At 63.0% G+C, this 18,100-nt stretch carries 16 protein-coding genes; 8 read left to right on the top strand and 8 right to left on the bottom strand.

Going from position 1 to position 18,100, the window contains the following annotated elements; translation table 11 throughout:
• Positions 1-26 precede the first annotated feature (26 nt).
• Positions 27-1,202, top strand: a complete 1,176-nt coding sequence (locus B5526_RS29190; RefSeq protein ID WP_079543230.1) for an ABC transporter substrate-binding protein — start codon at positions 27-29, stop codon at positions 1,200-1,202.
• 27 nt (positions 1,203-1,229) lie between these two features.
• The gene (locus B5526_RS29185) at positions 1,230-1,682 is read left to right on the top strand and encodes a cupin domain-containing protein (protein WP_079543229.1); all 453 of its coding nucleotides are present in this window, start codon (positions 1,230-1,232) and stop codon (positions 1,680-1,682) included.
• Between the two features lie 881 nt (positions 1,683-2,563).
• Here the strand turns inward: B5526_RS29185 and B5526_RS29180 are convergent.
• The 4 genes from B5526_RS29180 to B5526_RS29165 all read right to left on the bottom strand — a co-directional run bounded on the left by B5526_RS29180 (position 2,564) and on the right by B5526_RS29165 (position 8,110).
• On the bottom strand, positions 2,564-3,814 hold the full coding sequence (locus B5526_RS29180; protein ID WP_079543228.1) for a flavin-dependent oxidoreductase: 1,251 nt from the start codon (positions 3,812-3,814) through the stop codon (positions 2,564-2,566).
• Positions 3,815-3,871: 57 nt separating this feature from the next.
• Positions 3,872-6,223: a bifunctional salicylyl-CoA 5-hydroxylase/oxidoreductase gene (locus tag B5526_RS29175; RefSeq protein WP_079543227.1), complete on the bottom strand. Its 2,352-nt coding sequence runs from the start codon at positions 6,221-6,223 to the stop codon at positions 3,872-3,874.
• 87 nt (positions 6,224-6,310) lie between these two features.
• Positions 6,311-7,147 (bottom strand): enoyl-CoA hydratase family protein, encoded by an 837-nt coding sequence (locus B5526_RS29170; RefSeq protein ID WP_079543226.1) that lies wholly within the window; start codon positions 7,145-7,147, stop codon positions 6,311-6,313.
• 201 nt (positions 7,148-7,348) lie between these two features.
• Positions 7,349-8,110 (bottom strand): SDR family NAD(P)-dependent oxidoreductase, encoded by a 762-nt coding sequence (locus tag B5526_RS29165; RefSeq protein WP_079543225.1) that lies wholly within the window; start codon positions 8,108-8,110, stop codon positions 7,349-7,351.
• Between the two features lie 144 nt (positions 8,111-8,254).
• On the opposite strand from B5526_RS29165, the gene B5526_RS29160 reads away from it, so the two are divergent.
• The 6 genes from B5526_RS29160 (at position 8,255) to B5526_RS29135 (ending at position 14,560) form a co-directional block, all read left to right on the top strand.
• Positions 8,255-8,704 (top strand): cupin domain-containing protein, encoded by a 450-nt coding sequence (locus tag B5526_RS29160; protein WP_079543224.1) that lies wholly within the window; start codon positions 8,255-8,257, stop codon positions 8,702-8,704.
• A 113-nt stretch (positions 8,705-8,817) separates the two neighbouring features.
• Positions 8,818-9,645, top strand: coding sequence for an alpha/beta fold hydrolase (locus tag B5526_RS29155; protein WP_154071514.1), 828 nt, complete (start codon positions 8,818-8,820; stop codon positions 9,643-9,645).
• A complete protein-coding gene (locus B5526_RS29150) occupies positions 9,645-10,934 on the top strand; it encodes an acyl-CoA dehydrogenase family protein (RefSeq protein ID WP_079545552.1) in 1,290 nt (429 codons plus the stop codon). Before B5526_RS29155 ends, B5526_RS29150 begins: the two co-directional genes overlap by 1 nt.
• Positions 10,935-10,941: 7 nt before the next feature.
• Positions 10,942-12,477 (top strand): class I adenylate-forming enzyme family protein, encoded by a 1,536-nt coding sequence (locus tag B5526_RS29145; protein ID WP_079543222.1) that lies wholly within the window; start codon positions 10,942-10,944, stop codon positions 12,475-12,477.
• On the top strand, positions 12,474-13,568 hold the full coding sequence (locus tag B5526_RS29140) for an NAD/NADP-dependent octopine/nopaline dehydrogenase family protein (RefSeq protein ID WP_079543221.1): 1,095 nt from the start codon (positions 12,474-12,476) through the stop codon (positions 13,566-13,568). The genes B5526_RS29145 and B5526_RS29140 overlap by 4 nt, the downstream gene beginning before the upstream one ends.
• Before the next feature lie 41 nt (positions 13,569-13,609).
• Positions 13,610-14,560, top strand: a complete 951-nt coding sequence (locus B5526_RS29135; protein ID WP_244562411.1) for a 3-hydroxybutyryl-CoA dehydrogenase — start codon at positions 13,610-13,612, stop codon at positions 14,558-14,560.
• Here B5526_RS29135 and B5526_RS29130 read toward each other — a convergent pair.
• From B5526_RS29130 to B5526_RS29115, 4 genes are read right to left on the bottom strand one after another with little or no spacing between them, the layout of a single operon-like run.
• Positions 14,557-15,603, bottom strand: coding sequence for a peptidase M29 (locus B5526_RS29130; protein WP_079543219.1), 1,047 nt, complete (start codon positions 15,601-15,603; stop codon positions 14,557-14,559). The genes B5526_RS29135 and B5526_RS29130 overlap by 4 nt on opposite strands.
• A 27-nt stretch (positions 15,604-15,630) precedes the next feature.
• Positions 15,631-16,398: an ABC transporter permease gene (locus B5526_RS29125; RefSeq protein ID WP_079543218.1), complete on the bottom strand. Its 768-nt coding sequence runs from the start codon at positions 16,396-16,398 to the stop codon at positions 15,631-15,633.
• Positions 16,395-17,180: an ABC transporter permease gene (locus tag B5526_RS29120; RefSeq protein ID WP_079543217.1), complete on the bottom strand. Its 786-nt coding sequence runs from the start codon at positions 17,178-17,180 to the stop codon at positions 16,395-16,397. Before B5526_RS29120 ends, B5526_RS29125 begins: the two co-directional genes overlap by 4 nt.
• Positions 17,177-18,022 (bottom strand): ABC transporter ATP-binding protein, encoded by an 846-nt coding sequence (locus B5526_RS29115; protein WP_079543216.1) that lies wholly within the window; start codon positions 18,020-18,022, stop codon positions 17,177-17,179. Before B5526_RS29115 ends, B5526_RS29120 begins: the two co-directional genes overlap by 4 nt.
• Positions 18,023-18,100: the final 78 nt, after the last annotated feature.

Raw genomic sequence — 18,100 nt, 5'->3', positions numbered from 1 at the left:
GTAAGCCGCCGATGAGGGGAGAAGTCATGAAACAATTATCGAAGTTGGCTGGGCTGGCGGTTCTGCTGAGCGCCGCGATCGATCCGGCTATCGCGCAGGAAAAACTCAAGATCGGCGTGATCGTGACGTTATCGGGTCCGGCGGCGGCGCTGGGCCAGCAGGTGCGCGACGGTTTCGCACTCGCGGTCAAGGATCTCGGCGGCAAGATGGCCGGCCGCGATGTCGAGATCGTGGTGGCCGACGACGAACTCAAGCCTGATTCCGCAGTGACAAAGGTAAAAGGCCTGCTCGAGCGCGACAAGGTCGATTTCGTGGTCGGGCCGATCTTCTCCAACATCCTGCAGGCGATCCACAAGCCCGTCACGGATACAAAAACTTTCCTGATCAGCCCGAATGCCGGCCCGTCGAGCTACGCCGGCAAGAACTGCAGCCCGTTCTTCTATGTCACCTCCTACCAGAACGATCAGGTGCACGAGGTCCTCGGCAAGGTCGCCCAGGACCGCGGCTACAAGCGCGTCTATGTGATGGTGCCGAACTATCAGGCCGGCAAGGATTCGGTCGCCGGCTTCAAGCTCGACTACAAGGGAGAGATCGTCGAGGAGAGCTATGTGCCGCTCGGCACCCTGGATTTCCAGGTCGAGCTCTCCAAAATCGCATCGCAAAAACCTGACGCCGTGTTCACCTTCATGCCGGGCGGCATGGGCGTCAGCCTGGTGAAACAATACAAGCAAGCGGGTCTCGCCGATCAAATCCCGGTGCTGTCGGCATTCACCGTCGATGAATCGACGCTGCCGGCGCAGCAGGATGCCGCCGTCGGCATGTTCGGCGGCGCCAACTGGGCGCCCAATCTCGACAATCCCCAGAACAGGAAATTCGTCGCCGGCTATGAAGCCGCCTACAACAGCGTGCCGGGCACCTATGCCATGCAGGGCTATGATGCGGCCTTGTTGATCGACAGCGCGGTGAAGGCGGTCAAGGGCGACGTCTCCAACAAGGGCGCCGTGACGGCCGCGTTGAAGAAAGCCGATTTCACTTCGCTGCGCGGCGGCTTCAAGTTCAACACCAACGGCTATCCGATCCAGGATTTTTACCTGACCAAGGTGGCAAAGCGCCCGGACGGCAAATTCCAGACCGAGATCGTGCAAAAAGTGTTCGAGAATTATGGCGACCGCTACGCCAAGGAATGCACGCCGGGTAATTGAGCAATCAGGGTTTAAGGAAACAAAGCGATGAAGAGCGAGATCACCGGTATCACCCGGGCCAATGAAGGCATGCAGGGAATTTCCTGGAATATTTTGGGACAGACCTATGTGCCGAAAAGCTGCACCGATCATTCCTTCTCATGGCATGCGACGCTGCCGCCCGGCACCTTCGTACCGCCGCATATCCATCCCGACCAGGATGAGTATCTCTATATGCTGGAGGGAAAGCTTGACTTCATGCTCGGCGGCGCCGACGCGCAGGCGACGCCGGGCGATCTGATCCGCCTCGGCATGGGCGTTCCCCACGGCATCTTCAACAAGTCGGATCAAACGGCAAAAGTGCTGTTCTGGGTATCGCCGAGCCAAAAGCTGTACGACCTGTTCTGGGGCCTGCACAACATGAAGGAGCAGAAGCCCGAGGACGTCGTCGCAATGGCCGCGGAGTACAACATCCACTTCCTGCCGCCCCCGCCGGCGTGAGCGGGCCTCACGTAGCGCACGCGAAATCGGGGCTACACGCCACACACTATGTGTCGTCCCTGCGAACGCAGGGACTCATAACCACAGGCGGCAGTCGTTGCGCGAAAGTCGTTGTACAGCGTCTGTCAAAACGAGCGACACGGCGTATGGGTCCCGGCTCAAGGCCGGGACGACGACGGCTGTTCATGCGGCGAACAGAGCTGCCGACATTCTCAACTCGTCATCCTCCGCGAAAGCGAAGGATCCAATACGCCGCGACTTCACGGTTCAATCACAACTGACGATGAAGGCTGTGCTGTCGTAGCGGACAGGTCGACCGATTTGCCCGGGCGGGAAAATCAGCGGAGCTGGCTCGTGACTTGCCCGTCGTGCCAATGTGCCGCGTTGATCTCGTCCCCAAATCACAACTATATCCATCGCTGTCCCGTCCCACAGAGGGGCGACACGCGATCGTCATGGCCGCGGGGCGGGATGCGGTGGACGCGGATGCGCTTGAAGACGAACGGCGCTGAGGCGGACGGCGAAGTCGTGTGGTCCTGACATCGCGGTGCTGGTGTCAAGTTCGCGGAAGCCAACTTTCGCAAACGACGGTGGCAAAAGAGCCGTTCACCGGGGAGAGCACGATATAAGCCGTAAACCATTGCGCGGGGAATGCCGGGTGATTCCGGTGTGACCTGACTAACGCGTGTGCGCTCTCACACTATCATTGCACACGCGGCTATCGGGCGCATCGGGCGCCCGGCATTCCCTGCGCCCTCTGATTGGAGAGGGCGGAACGTCTACAGCAAAACTCGCGCGAAATGCGCGGCGAGATCGCGAGGCTGTGGTCGCAAACGACGGCTGTTTGAAAATTGAATCCCCGCAATGAGGAAAGTGGCGCGTTACGCCCGCACCGCCGCCAATCCCGGCACCGCGGCAAATCCGGCCTTGCTGGCATAGCCGCGCACAATGGCCTCGCGCTGCGAATAGCTCAGCACGTTCTCCACATTGTCAAAACCGTCAGGCGCGAGCTGCTCGACCGCGTCGATGACGCCTTCCGGGCCGCCGCGGCGGTTGGATCGCACGATCTCTGCCGTCATCGGCAAACGCTTCTGCTCATAGGCCATCAAGGCCTGCCGCGGATGCTCGGAACGCGCCAGCGCGTCCGCAAGGCAGCGCGCATCGAGAATGGCCTGCGACGCCCCGTTCGATCCGACCGGATACATCGGATGCGCGGCGTCGCCGAGCAGCGTGACGCGTCCACTGGACCAATATGGCAGGGGATCGCGGTCGCAGGTCGGATATTCGTAGAATTCGGGCGTCGCCGAGATCAGGTTCGGCACGTCGACATAGGGCACCGAGAAGCGCGCGACATGAGGCATCAATTCCTCGCGCTTGCCCGGCCGCGACCAGTCCTCGCGGCGCGGCGGCGGCGCGTTGCCGTCGCCCACTTTCACCAGCACCGCCCAGTTGGTCAGGCGGCTCGCCGGGCTCGATCCTTCGGCGATCGGATAGACCACGACCTTGGCATGCAGGCCGCCGGCAACGATCATCGAACGTCCCGTCAAAAACACCGGCCAGTCGCGCGCGCCGCGCCACAGCATCAATCCGTTCCAGCACGGCGGGCCTTCGTCGGGAAACAGCGTTTCGCGCACCCGCGAATGAATTCCGTCGGCGCCGATCAGGATGTCGCCGCGCACGGTTTTGGTGTGACCGCCGGCGCGGTCGAAGAAGTATGCGGTGACGCCGCCTTCATCCTGGGTGAAGGAGCCGAGCCTGCAGCCGGTGTGGATCGCATCCCGTCCCAGCCGCTCCTCGACCGCGCGGTGGATCACGCTCTGCAGCCTGCCGCGATGGATCGAAAATTGCGGCACGTCGTGGCCGGAATCGATGCCGCGGGATTCCTTCCACACTTCCTGGCCATGGCGATTGAGATAATAAAGCACGTCGGTGCGGATCGCTGCCTCGTCGAGCTTTTGCAACAGCCCGAGGCCGGCGAGTTCGCGGATCGCATGCGGCAGCGTATTGATGCCGACGCCGAGTTCGCGGATGGTGTCCGACTGCTCGAACACTTCGCAGCCGATGCCGCGGGCGCGCAGCATCAGCGCCGTGGTCAGGCCCCCGATACCACCCCCGACGATAATCGCCTTCATCGCGCTACTCCGTTCACGACCAAAACGCCAAGCGAGGACTTAAGCTCGCACGGTCCGTCACTCCGCCGCAAGCGGCTTTGTCGCCTCGGCTTTCAGCTCGGCCCGGGTCTTCGGTTTAGCCTTAATTTTCAGGTCGTCGAAATCCTGCCGGTCGCGCACGCTGTTGCGGAAAATCTGCTCCTTGCCCGGCAGATATTGCGGCGGGCAGAACACGCCGTCCGCGCCATACCAGGCCGCGGCTTTCAGCGTGAACGACGGATCGACCAGATGCGGCCTGCCGAGCGCCACGAGATCCGCGCGGCCGGCGGCGAGGATGGTATTGACCTGGTCAGCGGTCGTGATGTTGCCGACGCACATGGTGGCGACGCGCGCTTCGTTGCGGACCTGATCGGAGAACGGCGTCTGGAACATGCGGCCATAGATCGGCTGGGCGTCGCGCACGGTCTGCCCCGTGGAGACGTCGACGAGATCGACGCCGGCTTCCGCAAAGGCGCGCGCGACCGCGACCGCGTCATCGCCGGTGATGCCGCCCTCGGCCCAGTCGGTGGCGGAGATGCGCACCGACATCGGCTTATGCGCCGGCCAGGCCGAGCGCATGGCCTCGAACACTTCCAGCGGAAAACGCAGGCGGTTCTCAAGCGAGCCGCCGTAGGCGTCGATGCGCTGGTTGGTCAATGGCGAGATAAAACTCGCAAGCAGATACCCATGGGCGCAATGCAGCTCCAGCATATCGAAACCGCAGCGTTCGCCGCGCTCCGTGGAGGCGACGAACGCCGCCTTGACCGCGTCCATCGCGGCGCGGTCCATCTCGCGCGGCACCTGACTGTCGGGAAAATAGGGGATCGGCGAGGCCGATATGACGTCCCAGCCGCCCTCCTCCAATGGACGGTCCATGCCGTCCCACATCAGCTTGGTGGCGCCCTTGCGGCCGGCATGTCCAAGCTGCAGGCAAAATCTTGCGGCGGAATTGGTGTGGACGAAATCGACGATGCGGCGCCAGGCGGCTTCCTGCGCGTCGTTCCACAGGCCAGTGCAGCCCGGCGTGATGCGGGCGTCGCGGCCGACACATGTCATTTCCGTGAAAATCAACCCGGCGCCGCCGATCGCGCGCGAGCCGTAATGCACCAGATGAAAATCGCCCGGCATGCCTTCCTCGGCCGAATACATGCACATCGGCGACACCACCGCGCGGTTTGCAATCTCCATTTCGCGCAGTTTCATCGGCTGGAACATCGGCGCCACGGGTTTTGCGATATCGACGTCGAACCCCTTGGCGCGGACCTGTTTTGCAAATGCCTTGTCGACTTCAGCGACGAAATCGGGCGCGCGCAATGTGAGATTGTCGTAGGTGATCGCCTTGGCCCGGGTCATGACGCCGAACGCAAACTGCACCGGGTCAAAATCCCAGAAACGGTCGACGTGCTCGAACCAGACCAGCGACACGTCGGCGGCGTGCTGGGTCTTCTCGACCTCCTCGCGGCGGCCCTCCTCGTATTGCTGCAAGGCCGCCTCGACCGTCGGCGCGCGCTGCATGGCGTCCACCAGCGCGATCGCGTCTTCCATTGCGAGCTTGGTGCCGGAGCCGATCGAGAAATGCGCGGTTGCCTTGGCATCGCCCAACAGCACCATGTTGTCCTTGACCCAGCGCTTGCTGCGGATCATCGGAAAATTGCGCCACATCGAGCGGTTGGTGAGAAGCGGATGCCCACCAATAAACCAGCCGAAAATCTGCGCCATTCGATCGGCGGATTGCTTTTCGTTCAGACCCTCGAGCCCGGCGCGCTGGAACGTCGCGGGATCGGTCTCAAAAATCCAGGTCGAGCGGCCGGCCTCGTATTGGTAGGCGTGCGCAATGAACGGCCCCCACTCGGTTTCCTGAAAGATGAACGTGAAGGCATCGAGCGGCCGGGTCGAACCCATCCAGGCGAACTTGTTGGAGCGAACATCGACCTCGGGCTGGAAATGCTCGATATACTTATCGCGAAAACGGCTGTTGATGCCGTCGGCCAGCACCACCAGACCGGCATCGGCGAAGCGCGCCTCGTCCTCGATGTCGGCCTCAAACTTGAGGCTGACGCCGAGCTCGCGCGCGCGCTCCTGCAGGATCAACAGCAGTGTGCGGCGCGAGCAGCCGCAAAAGCCGTTGCCGCCGACCCGATGCACCGTACCGCGGAAATGAACGGCGATGTCGTCCCAATAGGCGAACTCGCGGGTGATGCGGCGATAGCTCGGAGGATCGTATTTTTCGAAATTGTCGAGGGTGGCGTCGGAAAACACCACGCCGAAGCCGAAGGTGTCATCGGCGCGGTTGCGCTCATAGACCGTGATCTCGGCCTCCGGCCGCTGCTTTTTGAGCAGGATCGCGGAATAGAGACCGGCCGGTCCGCCACCGATGATCGCAATCTTCATCAAAGCCTCCGGCAAAGCGGGACCAATTTAATTGTTTTAAACCTAAAACAATTTTCCGGCAAGACCCGTTCGCCGGTTCGCGCCCCCTCAATTACCCTGAAATACCGGCTTTGCCTTGTTCGAAAACGCCTCGAACGCACGGGCGAAATCGGCCGTTGTCATGCACAGCGCCTGCGCGACCGCTTCCGCCTCGATCGCCTCTTCGACCGACATCGCCCATTCCATCGCCAACATCCGCTTGGTCATGGTGTTGGCGAAGGTTGGCCCCGCGGTAATCTCTTTTGCCAGAGACTGCGCCTGCGGCAACACCTGTTCGGGCGCCACGATACGGCTGAAAAACCCCCAGCGCTCGCCCTCCTCCGCGGTCATGAAGCGGCCGGTATAAAGCAATTCGGAGGCGCGCGATTGCCCGATGATGCGCGGCAGGATCGCGCACGCCCCCATGTCGCAGCCGGCAAGCCCCACTTTGTTGAACAGGAACGCGACCTTGGCGCCGGTGGCGGCAAGGCGCATGTCGGAGGCCATCGCGACGATCGCGCCGGCGCCGGCGCAGATGCCCTCGACGGCCGCGATGATCGGTTGCGGACAGGCCCGCATCGCCTTGACGAGATCGCCGGTCATCCGCGCAAAGGCGGTGAGGCCTTTGGTGTCCATCTTCACCAGCGGCCCAATGATCTCGAACACATCGCCGCCGGAAGAAAAATTGCCGCCGGCGCCGGTCACAACAATGGTCTTGACGTCATCGTCAAACGCGCAGGCGCGGAAGAAATCCGTCAATTCCCGGTAACTTTCAAATGTCAGCGGATTCTTTCGCTCCGGGCGGTTCAGCGTCACCGTCGCGACGCCGTCTGCCACCGCCAACAGGAAATGTTTGGGCGCATACTGCGACAGCGGCAGCGTGACGGGATTGGCTGGGGTGCTCATGGGATCTCCCTTTCAATTATTGTCATTGCGAGGAGCCAACGGGTCCGGCCTTCGGCCGGCCCTATGATAAACTCCGCGACGAAGCAATCCAGCTTTCGTGTTGCGAAGCTGGATTGCTTCGCGGAGCCTGTCATCGGGCCGCGCCTTGCGTGGACCCGTTGGCTCGCAATGACGGTTTTAAATATGGGCTACGCACGCACCCTAAACCTCGCCGCCCGCAACTGCGATGGCCTGTCCGGTGATCGCGCCGGCGCCCTCGCCGCACAACCAAAGCACGGTATCGGCGACTTCGGCAGGGGTCACGAGGCGGCCTTGCGGATTATGCCGGGCAAGCTCAGCGACCGCCTGCTCATGGCTGCGGCCGGTCTTCTTCATGATGTTGTCGATGCTGCCGGCGAGCAGGTCGGTATCGGTGAACCCCGGACATACCGCATTGACCGTCACGCGCGTGCTGGCGAGCTCCAGCGCCAGCGAGCGCACAAGACCGACAACGGCGTGCTTCGCCGCGCTATAGGCACTGACATAGGCATAGCCCTTGAGACCGGCGGTCGATGCGACCGCGACAATGCGGCCGTGCGGCCGGTCCCTCATCGCCGGCAACGCGGCCTGGACCGCATGAACCACGCCCATGAAGTTCACATCCATCATCCGCCGGAACAGCGCCGCATCGGATTTTGCGAACGGCGCGGATTCCGCGGCGCCGGCGTTTGCGATGAGAATATCGATCGGCTGTCGCGCCGATGCTTCCGCCAAGGCCGCATTCACAGCGGCCTGATCCGCGACATCGGCCACGCCTGCAAAATGCGCGGCGCCGGCGGCAATGGCCTCATCCAGCGTGGCACGATGGCGGCCGAGCACCGTGACCGTTGCTCCGGCCTGCACCAGCGCGGACGCGACCGCGCGGCCGATGCCCCGCCCGCCGCCGGTGACGAGCGCATGCGAGGAACGCGGCAGTCCGGACATGCGCTGGCCTCCCCGAGTGAACTCATCGACGCATGGCCTTGCATATATTTTAAACTTCAAGCTTTTGCAAGAAATGCGCTCTCTTTGCTTGACAGATCAATCGCCAAAGGTAGCGTCGCGTTAACAATCAGGAGGACGGGTATCATGGCAGCGCTTGAAAAAGGCATCACGCGGAACGGAACGGGATATTCCGGCAAGACCTGGAATATCCTCGGGCAGGTCTATTTCCCGAAGGCGGTGACGGACTCGACCTTCGCGTTCGAGACCAACAGCGATCCCGGCCAGTTTGTCCCGGTCCATATTCATCCCACCCAGGATGAATTCATTCTGGTTCAGGACGGCATGCTGGACCTCAAGCTGGATGGCGTCTGGGTACAGGCCAGCGCCGGCGACCTGGTTCGGCTGCCCCGCGGCATTCCACACGGTTATTTCAACAAATCGGACAAGCCGGCGAGGGCGTTGTTCTGGGTGTCGCCGACGCAAAAACTCGAAGCGCTGTTCAACCAGTTGCACAATCTTTCGGATGTCGCGGAAATCGTCCGCATCTCCGCCGAGCATGAAGTGAACTTCCTGCCTCCGGAGGCCAATGACTGATCAGGCGGCTCGATGTCCGCCGATCGGAAAAATTGCTTTAAATATAAAATATCTCTTTCCATCTATCGCGGTCCTGTTAGCATCCGCAAGTCAGTGAAGACAGGAGGTCCGGCGTGCCTCAACCCGCGCCCATGAAAACCAGCGATAGCCGCTTCAGCTATGAGGCCGCCGGCAACGCCGCATCACCGCCGCTGGTGTTCCTGCATGGCATCGGCGGCGCGGCGCGGGCATGGCGCGGCCAGTTGGAAACCTTCAGCGATCGTTATCGCACCATCGCTTGGGACATGCCGGGCTATGGCGGCTCGGCGCCGCCGGCACAATTCAGCATTCCCGGATTTGCCGATGCCTTGCAGGATTTCCTGCAAGCGGTCGGCGCTACAAAACCCATTCTGGTCGGGCATTCGATCGGCGGCATGATCGTGCAGCAATTGCTGGCGAAGAATGCGCGCATCGCCGCCGCCGTCGTGCTTGCGCAGACGAGCCCGGCGTTCGGCAAACCCGACGGCGACTGGCAGAAATCCTTTATCGCGGCGCGGCTCGGCCCGCTCGATCGCGGCGAAACGCTGGCCTCGCTGGCGCCGTCGCTGGTGAAAGAACTGGCCGGCGACAACCCTGATCCCAGCGGGATGGAGCTTGCGCGCGATTGCATGGCCGCGGTTCCCGAGGCGACCTATCGCGCCACCATGCTGGCGTTGATGGGATTCGATCTGCGCGGCGCGCTGAAAAACATCTCGGTGCCGACGCTGCTGCTGTCGGGCTCAAAGGACAACAACGCGCCGGCGGCGATGATGGCGAAGATGGCGAGCTATATTCCATCCGCAAGCTACGTTGAACTCGAAGGTGTCGGCCATCTCGCCAATCTCGAACGCGCCGATGCGTTCAACGCAGTGCTCGATCAATTCCTGAAAGCCCATGCGGCTTCAACCCAAGTGACGGCATGATGACGGTGCAAGCCAGCAAAACCGCGACTGCGATCGATGCGATCAATCTGGATGCCCCGATCTTTGCCTCGGATGCGTTCCGGCTCAACGACGAACAGGCAGGGATTATCGCGACCGCACGCGAGCTTGGCCAAAGCGTGTTCGCCGGCCGCGCGGCCGCTTACGATCGCGAAGCAAAATTCCCGATCGAGAATTACCGGGATCTGCATCGCGCGGGGCTGCTCGGCATCGCCATCCCCAAAAAACACGGCGGCCTCGGCGCCGGCTACCAGACCTATGCCATCGCTGCCGCCGAGATCGGCCGCTATTGCGGCGCGACCGCGCTAACCTGGAACATGCATGTCTGCTCGACGCTGTGGTCCGGCCCGCTGGCAGACGATCTCGACATGAATGCCGCTACCCGCGCCGAACACGAGCGCCGGCGCGCCCTGCATTACAAGCGCATCGTCGAGGAGGGTGCGATTTATTCGCAGCCGTTCTCGGAAGGCGGCGCAGCCGCCGCCGGCGGGGTCGCGTTCGGCACCGAGGCCAAACCGGTCAAGGGCGGTTGGCTGGTCAACGGCAAGAAGATCTTTGCCTCGCTTTCGGGTCACGCGGACTATTACGGCGCGCTTTGCACCGAAATCGTGGAGGGGGAAAAAGCCTCCCGCCGCAACACGCTCTACCTCGCGGTGCCGGCCAAGGCCGATGGCGTCTCGGTGGTCGGCGACTGGGATCCGCTGGGCATGCGCGGCACAGTGTCACGCACACTTCTGTTCAAGGATGTATTCGTGCCGGAAGATGCGGCGCTGATGCCGCGCGGCGTCTATTTTCAGGCGGCGATGCGTTGGCCGCATATGTTCCTGACGCTGTCGCCGACCTATGTCGGCCTGGCGCAGGCGGCATATGATTTCACCGTGCGCTATCTGCGCGGCGAGGTGCGCGGCACGCCGCCGGTCAAGCGGCGGATGTATCCGACCAAGCAGATCGCGGTGGCACAGATGCAGATCAAGCTGGAGCAGATCAAGGCGATCTGGTTTCAGGCGGTCACCGAAGCCTGCGCCAACCCGACCAAGGAGCAGGTGCTGCGCGCCTACGCCGCGCAATATTCCGCGATGGAGGGCGCCAACGAGATCGCGACACTGGCGATCCGCACCTGCGGCGGCCAGGCGATGCTGAAATCGTTAGCCTTGGAGCGCATCTATCGCGACAGCCGCTGCGGATCGCTGATGCTGCCATGGACCGCCGAACTCTGTCTCGACCGCATCGGCCGCGAGGCGCTGTACGAGACCGGCGAGACGGACGACTAGCTCGAAAATGGACCTTTCCGATCTCATCGAACGGAATGCGGCGTTCACGCCGTTCAAGACCGCGACCATTTTTGAAGGTGAGACTCTTACCTACGCGGATTTCGCTGCGCGCATTGAGCAAACCGCGCGTGCACTGAAAGCCGAGTGCGGGGTCAGCCGCGGCGATCGCGTCGCGATCCTCAGCCTGAACCGGCCTGACTATCTCGTATTGCTCTATGCCTGTGCCCGGCTCGGCGCCATGCTGGTGCCGCTGAACTGGCGGCTGGCGGTAGCTGAACAATCGTTCATCCTGTCGGACGCCTCGATCAAGGTGCTGGTGCTCGAACAGGCTTTTGCGGAGATCCTACCCGCGCTGGAAAAGAGCTTGCCCTTGGCCAGCATCGTAGGCCTCGATTTCACGCCGCCGCGCGGGCGCACATTCGATGCGCTGCTGGCCCAGGCGCGCGGCGACGGCCGAAATCCGGATGCCGATCTCAGTTATCCGCTCCTGATCGTCTATACCTCCGGCACGACCGGAAGGCCGAAGGGCGCGGTGCTGCGACAGCAAGCGCTGTTGTGGAACGCCGTGATGAGCCAGCACATGCACGGCCTCACCTCGGATGACCACGTGCTTACCGTGCTGCCCTTCTTCCATGTCGGCGGCCTTAACATTCAGACCACGCCGGCGCTGCACTTTGGTGCGATGGTGACGATCCATTCGCGCTTCACGCCGGAAACGACGCTCGCTACGATCGCGCGCGAGCGGCCGACCTTAACGGTGCTGGTGCCCGCGATCATTCAGGCGGTGACCGACCATCCCGACTGGGCCTCGACCGACCTGTCCTCGCTGAAGGCGGTCTCGACCGGATCGACCATCGTGCCGCCGCATCTGATCGAGCGCTTTGTCGCACGCGGCGTGCCGGTGCTTCAGGTCTACGGCTCGACCGAAACCTGTCCAATCGCGGTTTACACTCGCCGCGGCGGCGATCTTTCGCGCCTCGGCTCGACTGGCCTTCGCGGCCTGTGTTGCGACGCCGCAGTGGTAGATGACGACGGGAATGAATTGCCGCCGAACACGCCGGGCGAGATCGTCGTGCGAGGCCCTAACGTATTCTGCGAATATTGGGGCAACGAGCAGGCGACGCGGGAGGCGCTGCACGACGGCTGGTATCGCACCGGCGACATCGGGCTGCGCGACGCAGACGGTTATTTTTGGGTGCACGACCGCAAAAAGAACCTGATCATTTCCGGCGGCGAGAACATCTATCCGGCGGAAGTCGAGCGCGTGCTGCTGGAGCATCCCGAGGTCGTGGAGTGCGCCGTGATCGGCCGCCCCGATCCGAGATGGGATGAGGTGCCGGTAGCCTACGTCATCAGGCGGGCAGGATGTTCGGTGGAGGCGGAGAATTTGAAGGCGCATGTGCTGACGCAGCTCGCCCGCTTCAAGGTGCCGCGTGAGATCGTTTTCGTCGACGACCTGCCGCGGACCGCTCTCGGCAAGGTCCAGCATTTCGTGCTGCGGCGGCTCGATGCGCCCGCGCGCGCACAAGGAGGGGCGTCTTGAAGATCGCGGTGCTCGGCGGCGGCAACGGCTCGTTCGCAGCCGCGGGCGATTTTGCGCTGCAGGGCCATGACGTCAGGCTGTGGCGGCGTGATGTGGCTCAGGTCACAGCGCATCGCGCCGCGGGCTCGCGCATCATTCTGAAGGACTCAAATGGCCAACACGACGTACGGCTGGCCTTGGTAACGACTGACATCGCCGAAGCCGTCGGCAACGCCGAACTGATCCTGTGCCCTGCCCCGGCCTTCGCGCAGCCCGATATCGCAAACCTGCTCGCGCCGCATCTGCGCGACGGACAGGTGGTATTCCTGCCGCCGGCCACATTCGGCTCGATGATCTTCGCGAAAGCCACCCATGAGGCTGGCAATCGCGCCAGCGTGAGCTTTGCCGAGACCGGCACGCTGCCATGGCTGACGCGCAAGCATGGCCCGTTAGAAGTCGCCATCACCATCCGCGCCAAGCGGCTGCCGGTCGGTGTATTTCCGTTGAAAAGCGCGAACCACGCCCTCGACGTGACCGGAAGGGCCTTTCCCGGCGTGATCGAACCGTGCGGCGACGCGCTGTCGGGAGCGCTGATGAATGCCGGGCCGATCATCCATCCGCCGCTGATCGTCATGAATGCCGGCCCGATCGAACATTTCGAGCGCTGGGACATTCACAAGGAAGGCACCCAGGCCGCGATCCGCCGCGTCACCGACGCGCTTGACGCCGAGCGCATCGCCGTGCGCGAAGGTTTGGGCTATGGCGGTCCGCATTTTCCGCTGGCGCATCATTACGCGACCGAAGGCGAGCAATGGATGTATGGCCGCGGCTCGCATGATCGCCTGACCGATTCCGGCGACTGGCGCGAGCGGATCGTGCTCAGAGAACATCGCTATATGCGGGAAGATTTGCGGCTCGGCCTGTCGTTGTTAGTTTCGGTGGCCGAACTGGCTGGCGTCGCGACGCCGCTGGCAAGGGCCTTTCTCGCCGTCGGCGGCGCAATCTGCGGCGAGGACTTTTTCAAGGGCGGGCGTACGCTGGCAAGTCTCGGTCTCGGCGGGCTCGGCCGCGACCAACTGCAGACGCTGCTGCGCGGAGGTTTTGATCGATGAGCGCGGCTCGTCCCCCGATCGCCTGTCTTGGCGCCGGCCGCATGGGGCGCGGCATCGCGGTGGCGTTCGCCTATGCCGGCCACGCCGTCACCATGATCGACGTCAAGGTGCGGCCTGCGGACCAATTCGCGACACTCGAAGCCGAGGCGCTCGGCGAAATCCGGAAAACGCTGGCGAGCCTGGCGCGGTTCGGATTGCTGGCGGCGAATGACGCCGACGCCATCATCGCGCGGGTCTCCGTGGTGCCTGCGCAGAATATGGCGACAGCCCTCGCCGGCGCCGGCATGGTGTTCGAAGGCGTCCCCGAGGTGGTCGAGCTCAAGCGCGAGGTGCTGGCTTCCGCCTCGAAATGTGTCGGGCCTGACATCATCATCGCCTCGACCACGTCGACCATTCTGGTCGATGACATCTCAGGCGCGGTCGAGCGCCCCGGACGTTTCCTCAACGTGCACTGGCTGAACCCGGCCTATCTGATCCCGCTGGTCGAGATCTCGCCTGGGGCCGCGACCGATCCGGCGGTCATCGCGCAGGTGAAAGCGTTGCTGGAGGGCATCGGCAAGGTGCCGGTGGTGTGCGCCGCCACGCCCGGCTTCATCGTGCCGCGCATCCAGGCGCTCGCCATGAACGAGGCGGCGCGGATGGTGGAGGAAGGCGTCGCCAGCCCTGAGGATATCGACAAGGCAATCCGCTACGGCTTTGGGTTCCGCTATGCGGTGCTGGGCCTTCTGGAATTCATCGACTGGGGCGGCGGCGACATTCTCTATTATGCCAGCCGCTATCTCGAAGGCGCGCTTGATAGCGACCGCTATCGCGCGCCCGAGGTGATCTCACGCAACATGCGCGAGGGTCGCATCGGCTTGCGGACCGGCGCCGGCTTTCTCGATTATTCCGGCCTCGATGTCGACTCCTATCGCGAGCAGCGCCTCGCGGAACTGGTTAATCTGCTTCGGCATTTTGGGCTCGCCAGGCCGCCTGTGCTTGACAGGGATTAACCGAACACGTCCTGCAGCACGCCCTCGCGGACCACGGCAACGTTGTCGAGCTCGATCGTGGTCCCCATTATCGGCAGATCAAAATGCCCGGCCGTATAGCGGCCGGCAAATTCATTGGCGCCGGTGGAGAACAGGAAATTGCCGGCGACCGCGCGGAGCTCCGTGCCGTTGGTATCGCGCTGGTCATACATGGTCAGCGCCTCGTAGCGCGCGGCCGGATTCATGCCGAAGCCGACATGCGACACCGCATAGGCTTCGCGGTCGCCCCATGCCGCCAGATAAGCGCGCATCATGGCCGCATCCGCGCCCTCGCCTTCCAGATTTGTGACGTAGTCGTTCTTCAGCGTCATCCTGACCGGCGACGTCAGATAGCGCTTGAAGGTGAGATTGATGTCGCCCGCCGCCATCACCAGTGTGCCGTTGACGGTACTGCTTTTGGGAAAGCTGACGACAATGCCGCCGGGCCAATGCGCCAGCGTGCCGGGCTTGTCGGTCCAGCCCCACACGCCAACAGTCGAGGCGCCGACCATATCGATGTCGAGTTCAGTCCCCGCTCTGGAAGTCACGCGCATCCGCTTTGTCCCTCGCAGCATTTTTGCTGCGGCCCGCACGCGCTTTTCCAAAGCCGTATCGGGCACCATGCGCTCCAGCGCTTCGGGATGTTCGTTGGAAATCACCAGAATCCGCGCGCCGGCTTTGAGGATTTCCGGCGTCTCGACCGCGTGCATCAGTCCTTCAATGGTGCAGTCGACCACGAAACCCGCCTGCCGCAGCGCGGTGACGACCGGGGCGAGCCGCTGGATCGCCTCGCTGGCGCCGGTGGAGCGGATCGGCACGATTTGCCGGTTGCGCGGGGTCGGCACGACGATGTGGAACGGCTTTGCGCCCATCCGAAGCAGCGCGAGTTCGGCCAAATGAACATTGAGCGCGCGCGACTGCGTCTCCGACAGGATCGCGGCGGTATCACCTGATTTGACCGCGCAGCGCTCGAAAATCTCGCAGAATGCGTCGATCCATTTCGCCTCGATGCGATCGGCCAGCATGTTTCTATCTCCGCTTCAAAAATGGCATCAGACTTCCGGAAACCCGCGCAGCAGATAGGACCGCAATCCCTGCAGCAGGCCGTTGAGAATAAGGCCGAGCAGCGAGATCGTGATCAGCGGCACGAACATGTCGACCGCCTGGAAGGTCCGGGCCGCCGTCACCAGCACATGGCCGAGGCCGTCGGTCGAGGTGATCATCTCGGCGAGGAACACCACGATGCAGGAGATCACGAGACCGATCCGGCAGCCGGTGAGGATCGACGGCACCGCCGCCGGCAGCACCACCTTGAACAGGATCTGCCGGCGCGGCGTGCCCGCCGCCATTGCCGACCAGATCAGCTTCTGCTCCACCATCGAGGCGCCGTAATAGGTCGAAAGCAGGATCGGAAACAATGCGTCGGCGACAACCAGCGTGATCTTGGATTCATGGCCGAATCCGAGCAACAACAGCAATGCCGGATACAGGGCGACCTTGGGCAATGGCGCCAGTACCCGCACGATGGGACGCACCACGGCGTTGATGGCCGGGTTCGTCGCGGCGAAGAGGCCGATGGTGACGCCGACGACCACCGCAATCAAGAATCCCGCGAACAGCCGAAACAGCGTGGCGGCGATCTCCTGCTGAAACGTACTGGTCAAGAGCTGTTGCGCAAGACGCGCGAACACCATGCCGGGCGGCGGCAACAGCGTCGCCGGGGCATAACCGAGCGAGCCGACCGCCTGCCATATCGCGATCAGCAGCGCGATCGGCACCATGCCGAGCAGAACATCTGATGTGACAGCGCGCGCGTTCATGCAAAGCTCAGGGGAATGTCGAAGCCCGGCTCGGACCATTTTACCAATCGGCCGCGCATGTTTTCGAACGCGGCGTCGAGGCCGATACCCATGGCGCCGATGATGATGATCATCGCGTACACCGTATCGTACTGTCCCATGTCGAGCGCGTTGAACAGGATGTTTCCGGCGCCGGACTGCCGCGCGATCATTTCGCTCGTGACCATGGTGATCAGGGCGAGCACGAGCCCAGTACGGCATCCCGTGAGGATTTCCGGCAACGCGGCCGGCAGCACGATCCGGATCATGCGCTGTATTGCCGAAAGCCCCATCGCGGCGCCCGACCACAGCATCTTTTCCTCAACCGCTTTGGCGCCCTGAAAGCTGTGATAAATCACCGGCAGACTGACGCCGAGGAAGATCACCAGCATCTTCGCAAGGTCGCCGACGCCGAGCCAGAGCATGATGATCGGCATCAGCGCCGCCTTCGGCACCGGATAGGTCACCATCAGCAGCGGATTGAAGAATGCCGCCACGGCTCGGCTGCGGCCCATCATCAATCCCAGCGGTATAGACACGACAACCGCCACGCCGAAGCCGATGGCCATGCGTCGCAGCGAGGCAAGGATGTTAATCAGGGATTCCTTGTCGCCGAGGATGGAAGGAACCGCGCGGATCGCGTCCAGCGCGGTCGGAAAGCTATCGGTGTTGATGATCAGCGCCGCAACCTGCCAGATGCCGAGCAGGCCGAGACAGGCGAGCAACGGCGCCGAGCGGGCGAGAAGAGCGCGGCCCGAGATCATGGGTGCACCTCGTCTTCGCCGGTGTCGTCGATCATGCGCTCGATATCGACGACGTATTTCTGGTAGTGGGGATCGAGCAGAAGCTCGGCGCGGCGGCGCGGGCGCGGCAGGTCGATATCGACGACCTCCTTGATGCGGCCGGGCGAACGCGTCATCACCACGACCTTGTCGGACAGGAAGACGGCCTCCTCGACCGAATGGGTGACGAACAGCACCGTCTTGCGGTCGCGCTCCCAGATGTTGAGCAGATCGTTCTGCAGCCGGGTGCGGGTGTGCGCATCGAGCGCGCCGAACGGCTCGTCCATCAACAGCACGGCGGGGTGATAGGCCAGCGTGCGCGCCAGCGCGACGCGCTGCTTCATGCCGCCGGACAACTCCTTCGGGTAAAAATGCTCAAAACCCTTCAGACCGACCATCTCGATCAGCGCGCGGCTCTGCGCCTCGGCTTCCGCCGGCTTCACGCCCTGCTGGCGCGGCCCATACATCACGTTGCCGAGCACGCTTTTCCAAGGAAACAGCGCGAACTCCTGAAACACCGGCCCGCGATCGGGTCCGGGCCCGGTAATCGCCTTGCCCCTCATCCTGGCTGAGCCCAGGGTCGGACTGACAAAGCCGCCGACGATATAGAGCAGCGTCGATTTTCCGCAGCCCGAGGGGCCGAGGATGGAGACGAAGGCGCCGTCCTCGACGGTCAGCGAGATCTCCGACAACGCCAGATGGTCCTGACGGCCGGAGGTACGAAAAACCTGTGAGACGCGATCGATCTCGATCATGGCGGCCGCCGTCCCGCGCACAGGCGCCGATTCAAGCCGAGCATCCGGTCGCGATGGCAATACCTTCATTCCCGCTTTGCTTCCCGGCATAGTTCCTTCAGGCTCTCAGGGATTTTCCGATTAACAGGCCAAGCATAGCGGAAATCT

The sequence above is a fragment of the Bradyrhizobium lablabi genome, from assembly GCF_900141755.1.
GTDB classification, from domain to species: domain Bacteria; phylum Pseudomonadota; class Alphaproteobacteria; order Rhizobiales; family Xanthobacteraceae; genus Bradyrhizobium; species Bradyrhizobium lablabi_A.
This window is presented reverse-complemented; position numbering and strand designations above follow the sequence as displayed.

Coding starts and splice junctions, on each gene's coding strand:
- B5526_RS29190 (WP_079543230.1), top strand. CDS start 27: ATGAAACAATTATCGAAGTTGGCTGGGCTGGCGGTTCTGCTGAGCGCC.
- B5526_RS29185 (WP_079543229.1), top strand. CDS start 1,230: ATGAAGAGCGAGATCACCGGTATCACCCGGGCCAATGAAGGCATGCAG.
- B5526_RS29180 (WP_079543228.1), bottom strand. CDS start 3,814: ATGAAGGCGATTATCGTCGGGGGTGGTATCGGGGGCCTGACCACGGCG.
- B5526_RS29175 (WP_079543227.1), bottom strand. CDS start 6,223: ATGAAGATTGCGATCATCGGTGGCGGACCGGCCGGTCTCTATTCCGCG.
- B5526_RS29170 (WP_079543226.1), bottom strand. CDS start 7,147: ATGAGCACCCCAGCCAATCCCGTCACGCTGCCGCTGTCGCAGTATGCG.
- B5526_RS29165 (WP_079543225.1), bottom strand. CDS start 8,110: ATGTCCGGACTGCCGCGTTCCTCGCATGCGCTCGTCACCGGCGGCGGG.
- B5526_RS29160 (WP_079543224.1), top strand. CDS start 8,255: ATGGCAGCGCTTGAAAAAGGCATCACGCGGAACGGAACGGGATATTCC.
- B5526_RS29150 (WP_079545552.1), top strand. CDS start 9,645: ATGACGGTGCAAGCCAGCAAAACCGCGACTGCGATCGATGCGATCAAT.
- B5526_RS29145 (WP_079543222.1), top strand. CDS start 10,942: ATGGACCTTTCCGATCTCATCGAACGGAATGCGGCGTTCACGCCGTTC.
- B5526_RS29135 (WP_244562411.1), top strand. CDS start 13,610: ATGGGGCGCGGCATCGCGGTGGCGTTCGCCTATGCCGGCCACGCCGTC.
- B5526_RS29130 (WP_079543219.1), bottom strand. CDS start 15,603: ATGCTGGCCGATCGCATCGAGGCGAAATGGATCGACGCATTCTGCGAG.
- B5526_RS29125 (WP_079543218.1), bottom strand. CDS start 16,398: ATGAACGCGCGCGCTGTCACATCAGATGTTCTGCTCGGCATGGTGCCG.
- B5526_RS29120 (WP_079543217.1), bottom strand. CDS start 17,180: ATGATCTCGGGCCGCGCTCTTCTCGCCCGCTCGGCGCCGTTGCTCGCC.
- B5526_RS29115 (WP_079543216.1), bottom strand. CDS start 18,022: ATGAAGGTATTGCCATCGCGACCGGATGCTCGGCTTGAATCGGCGCCT.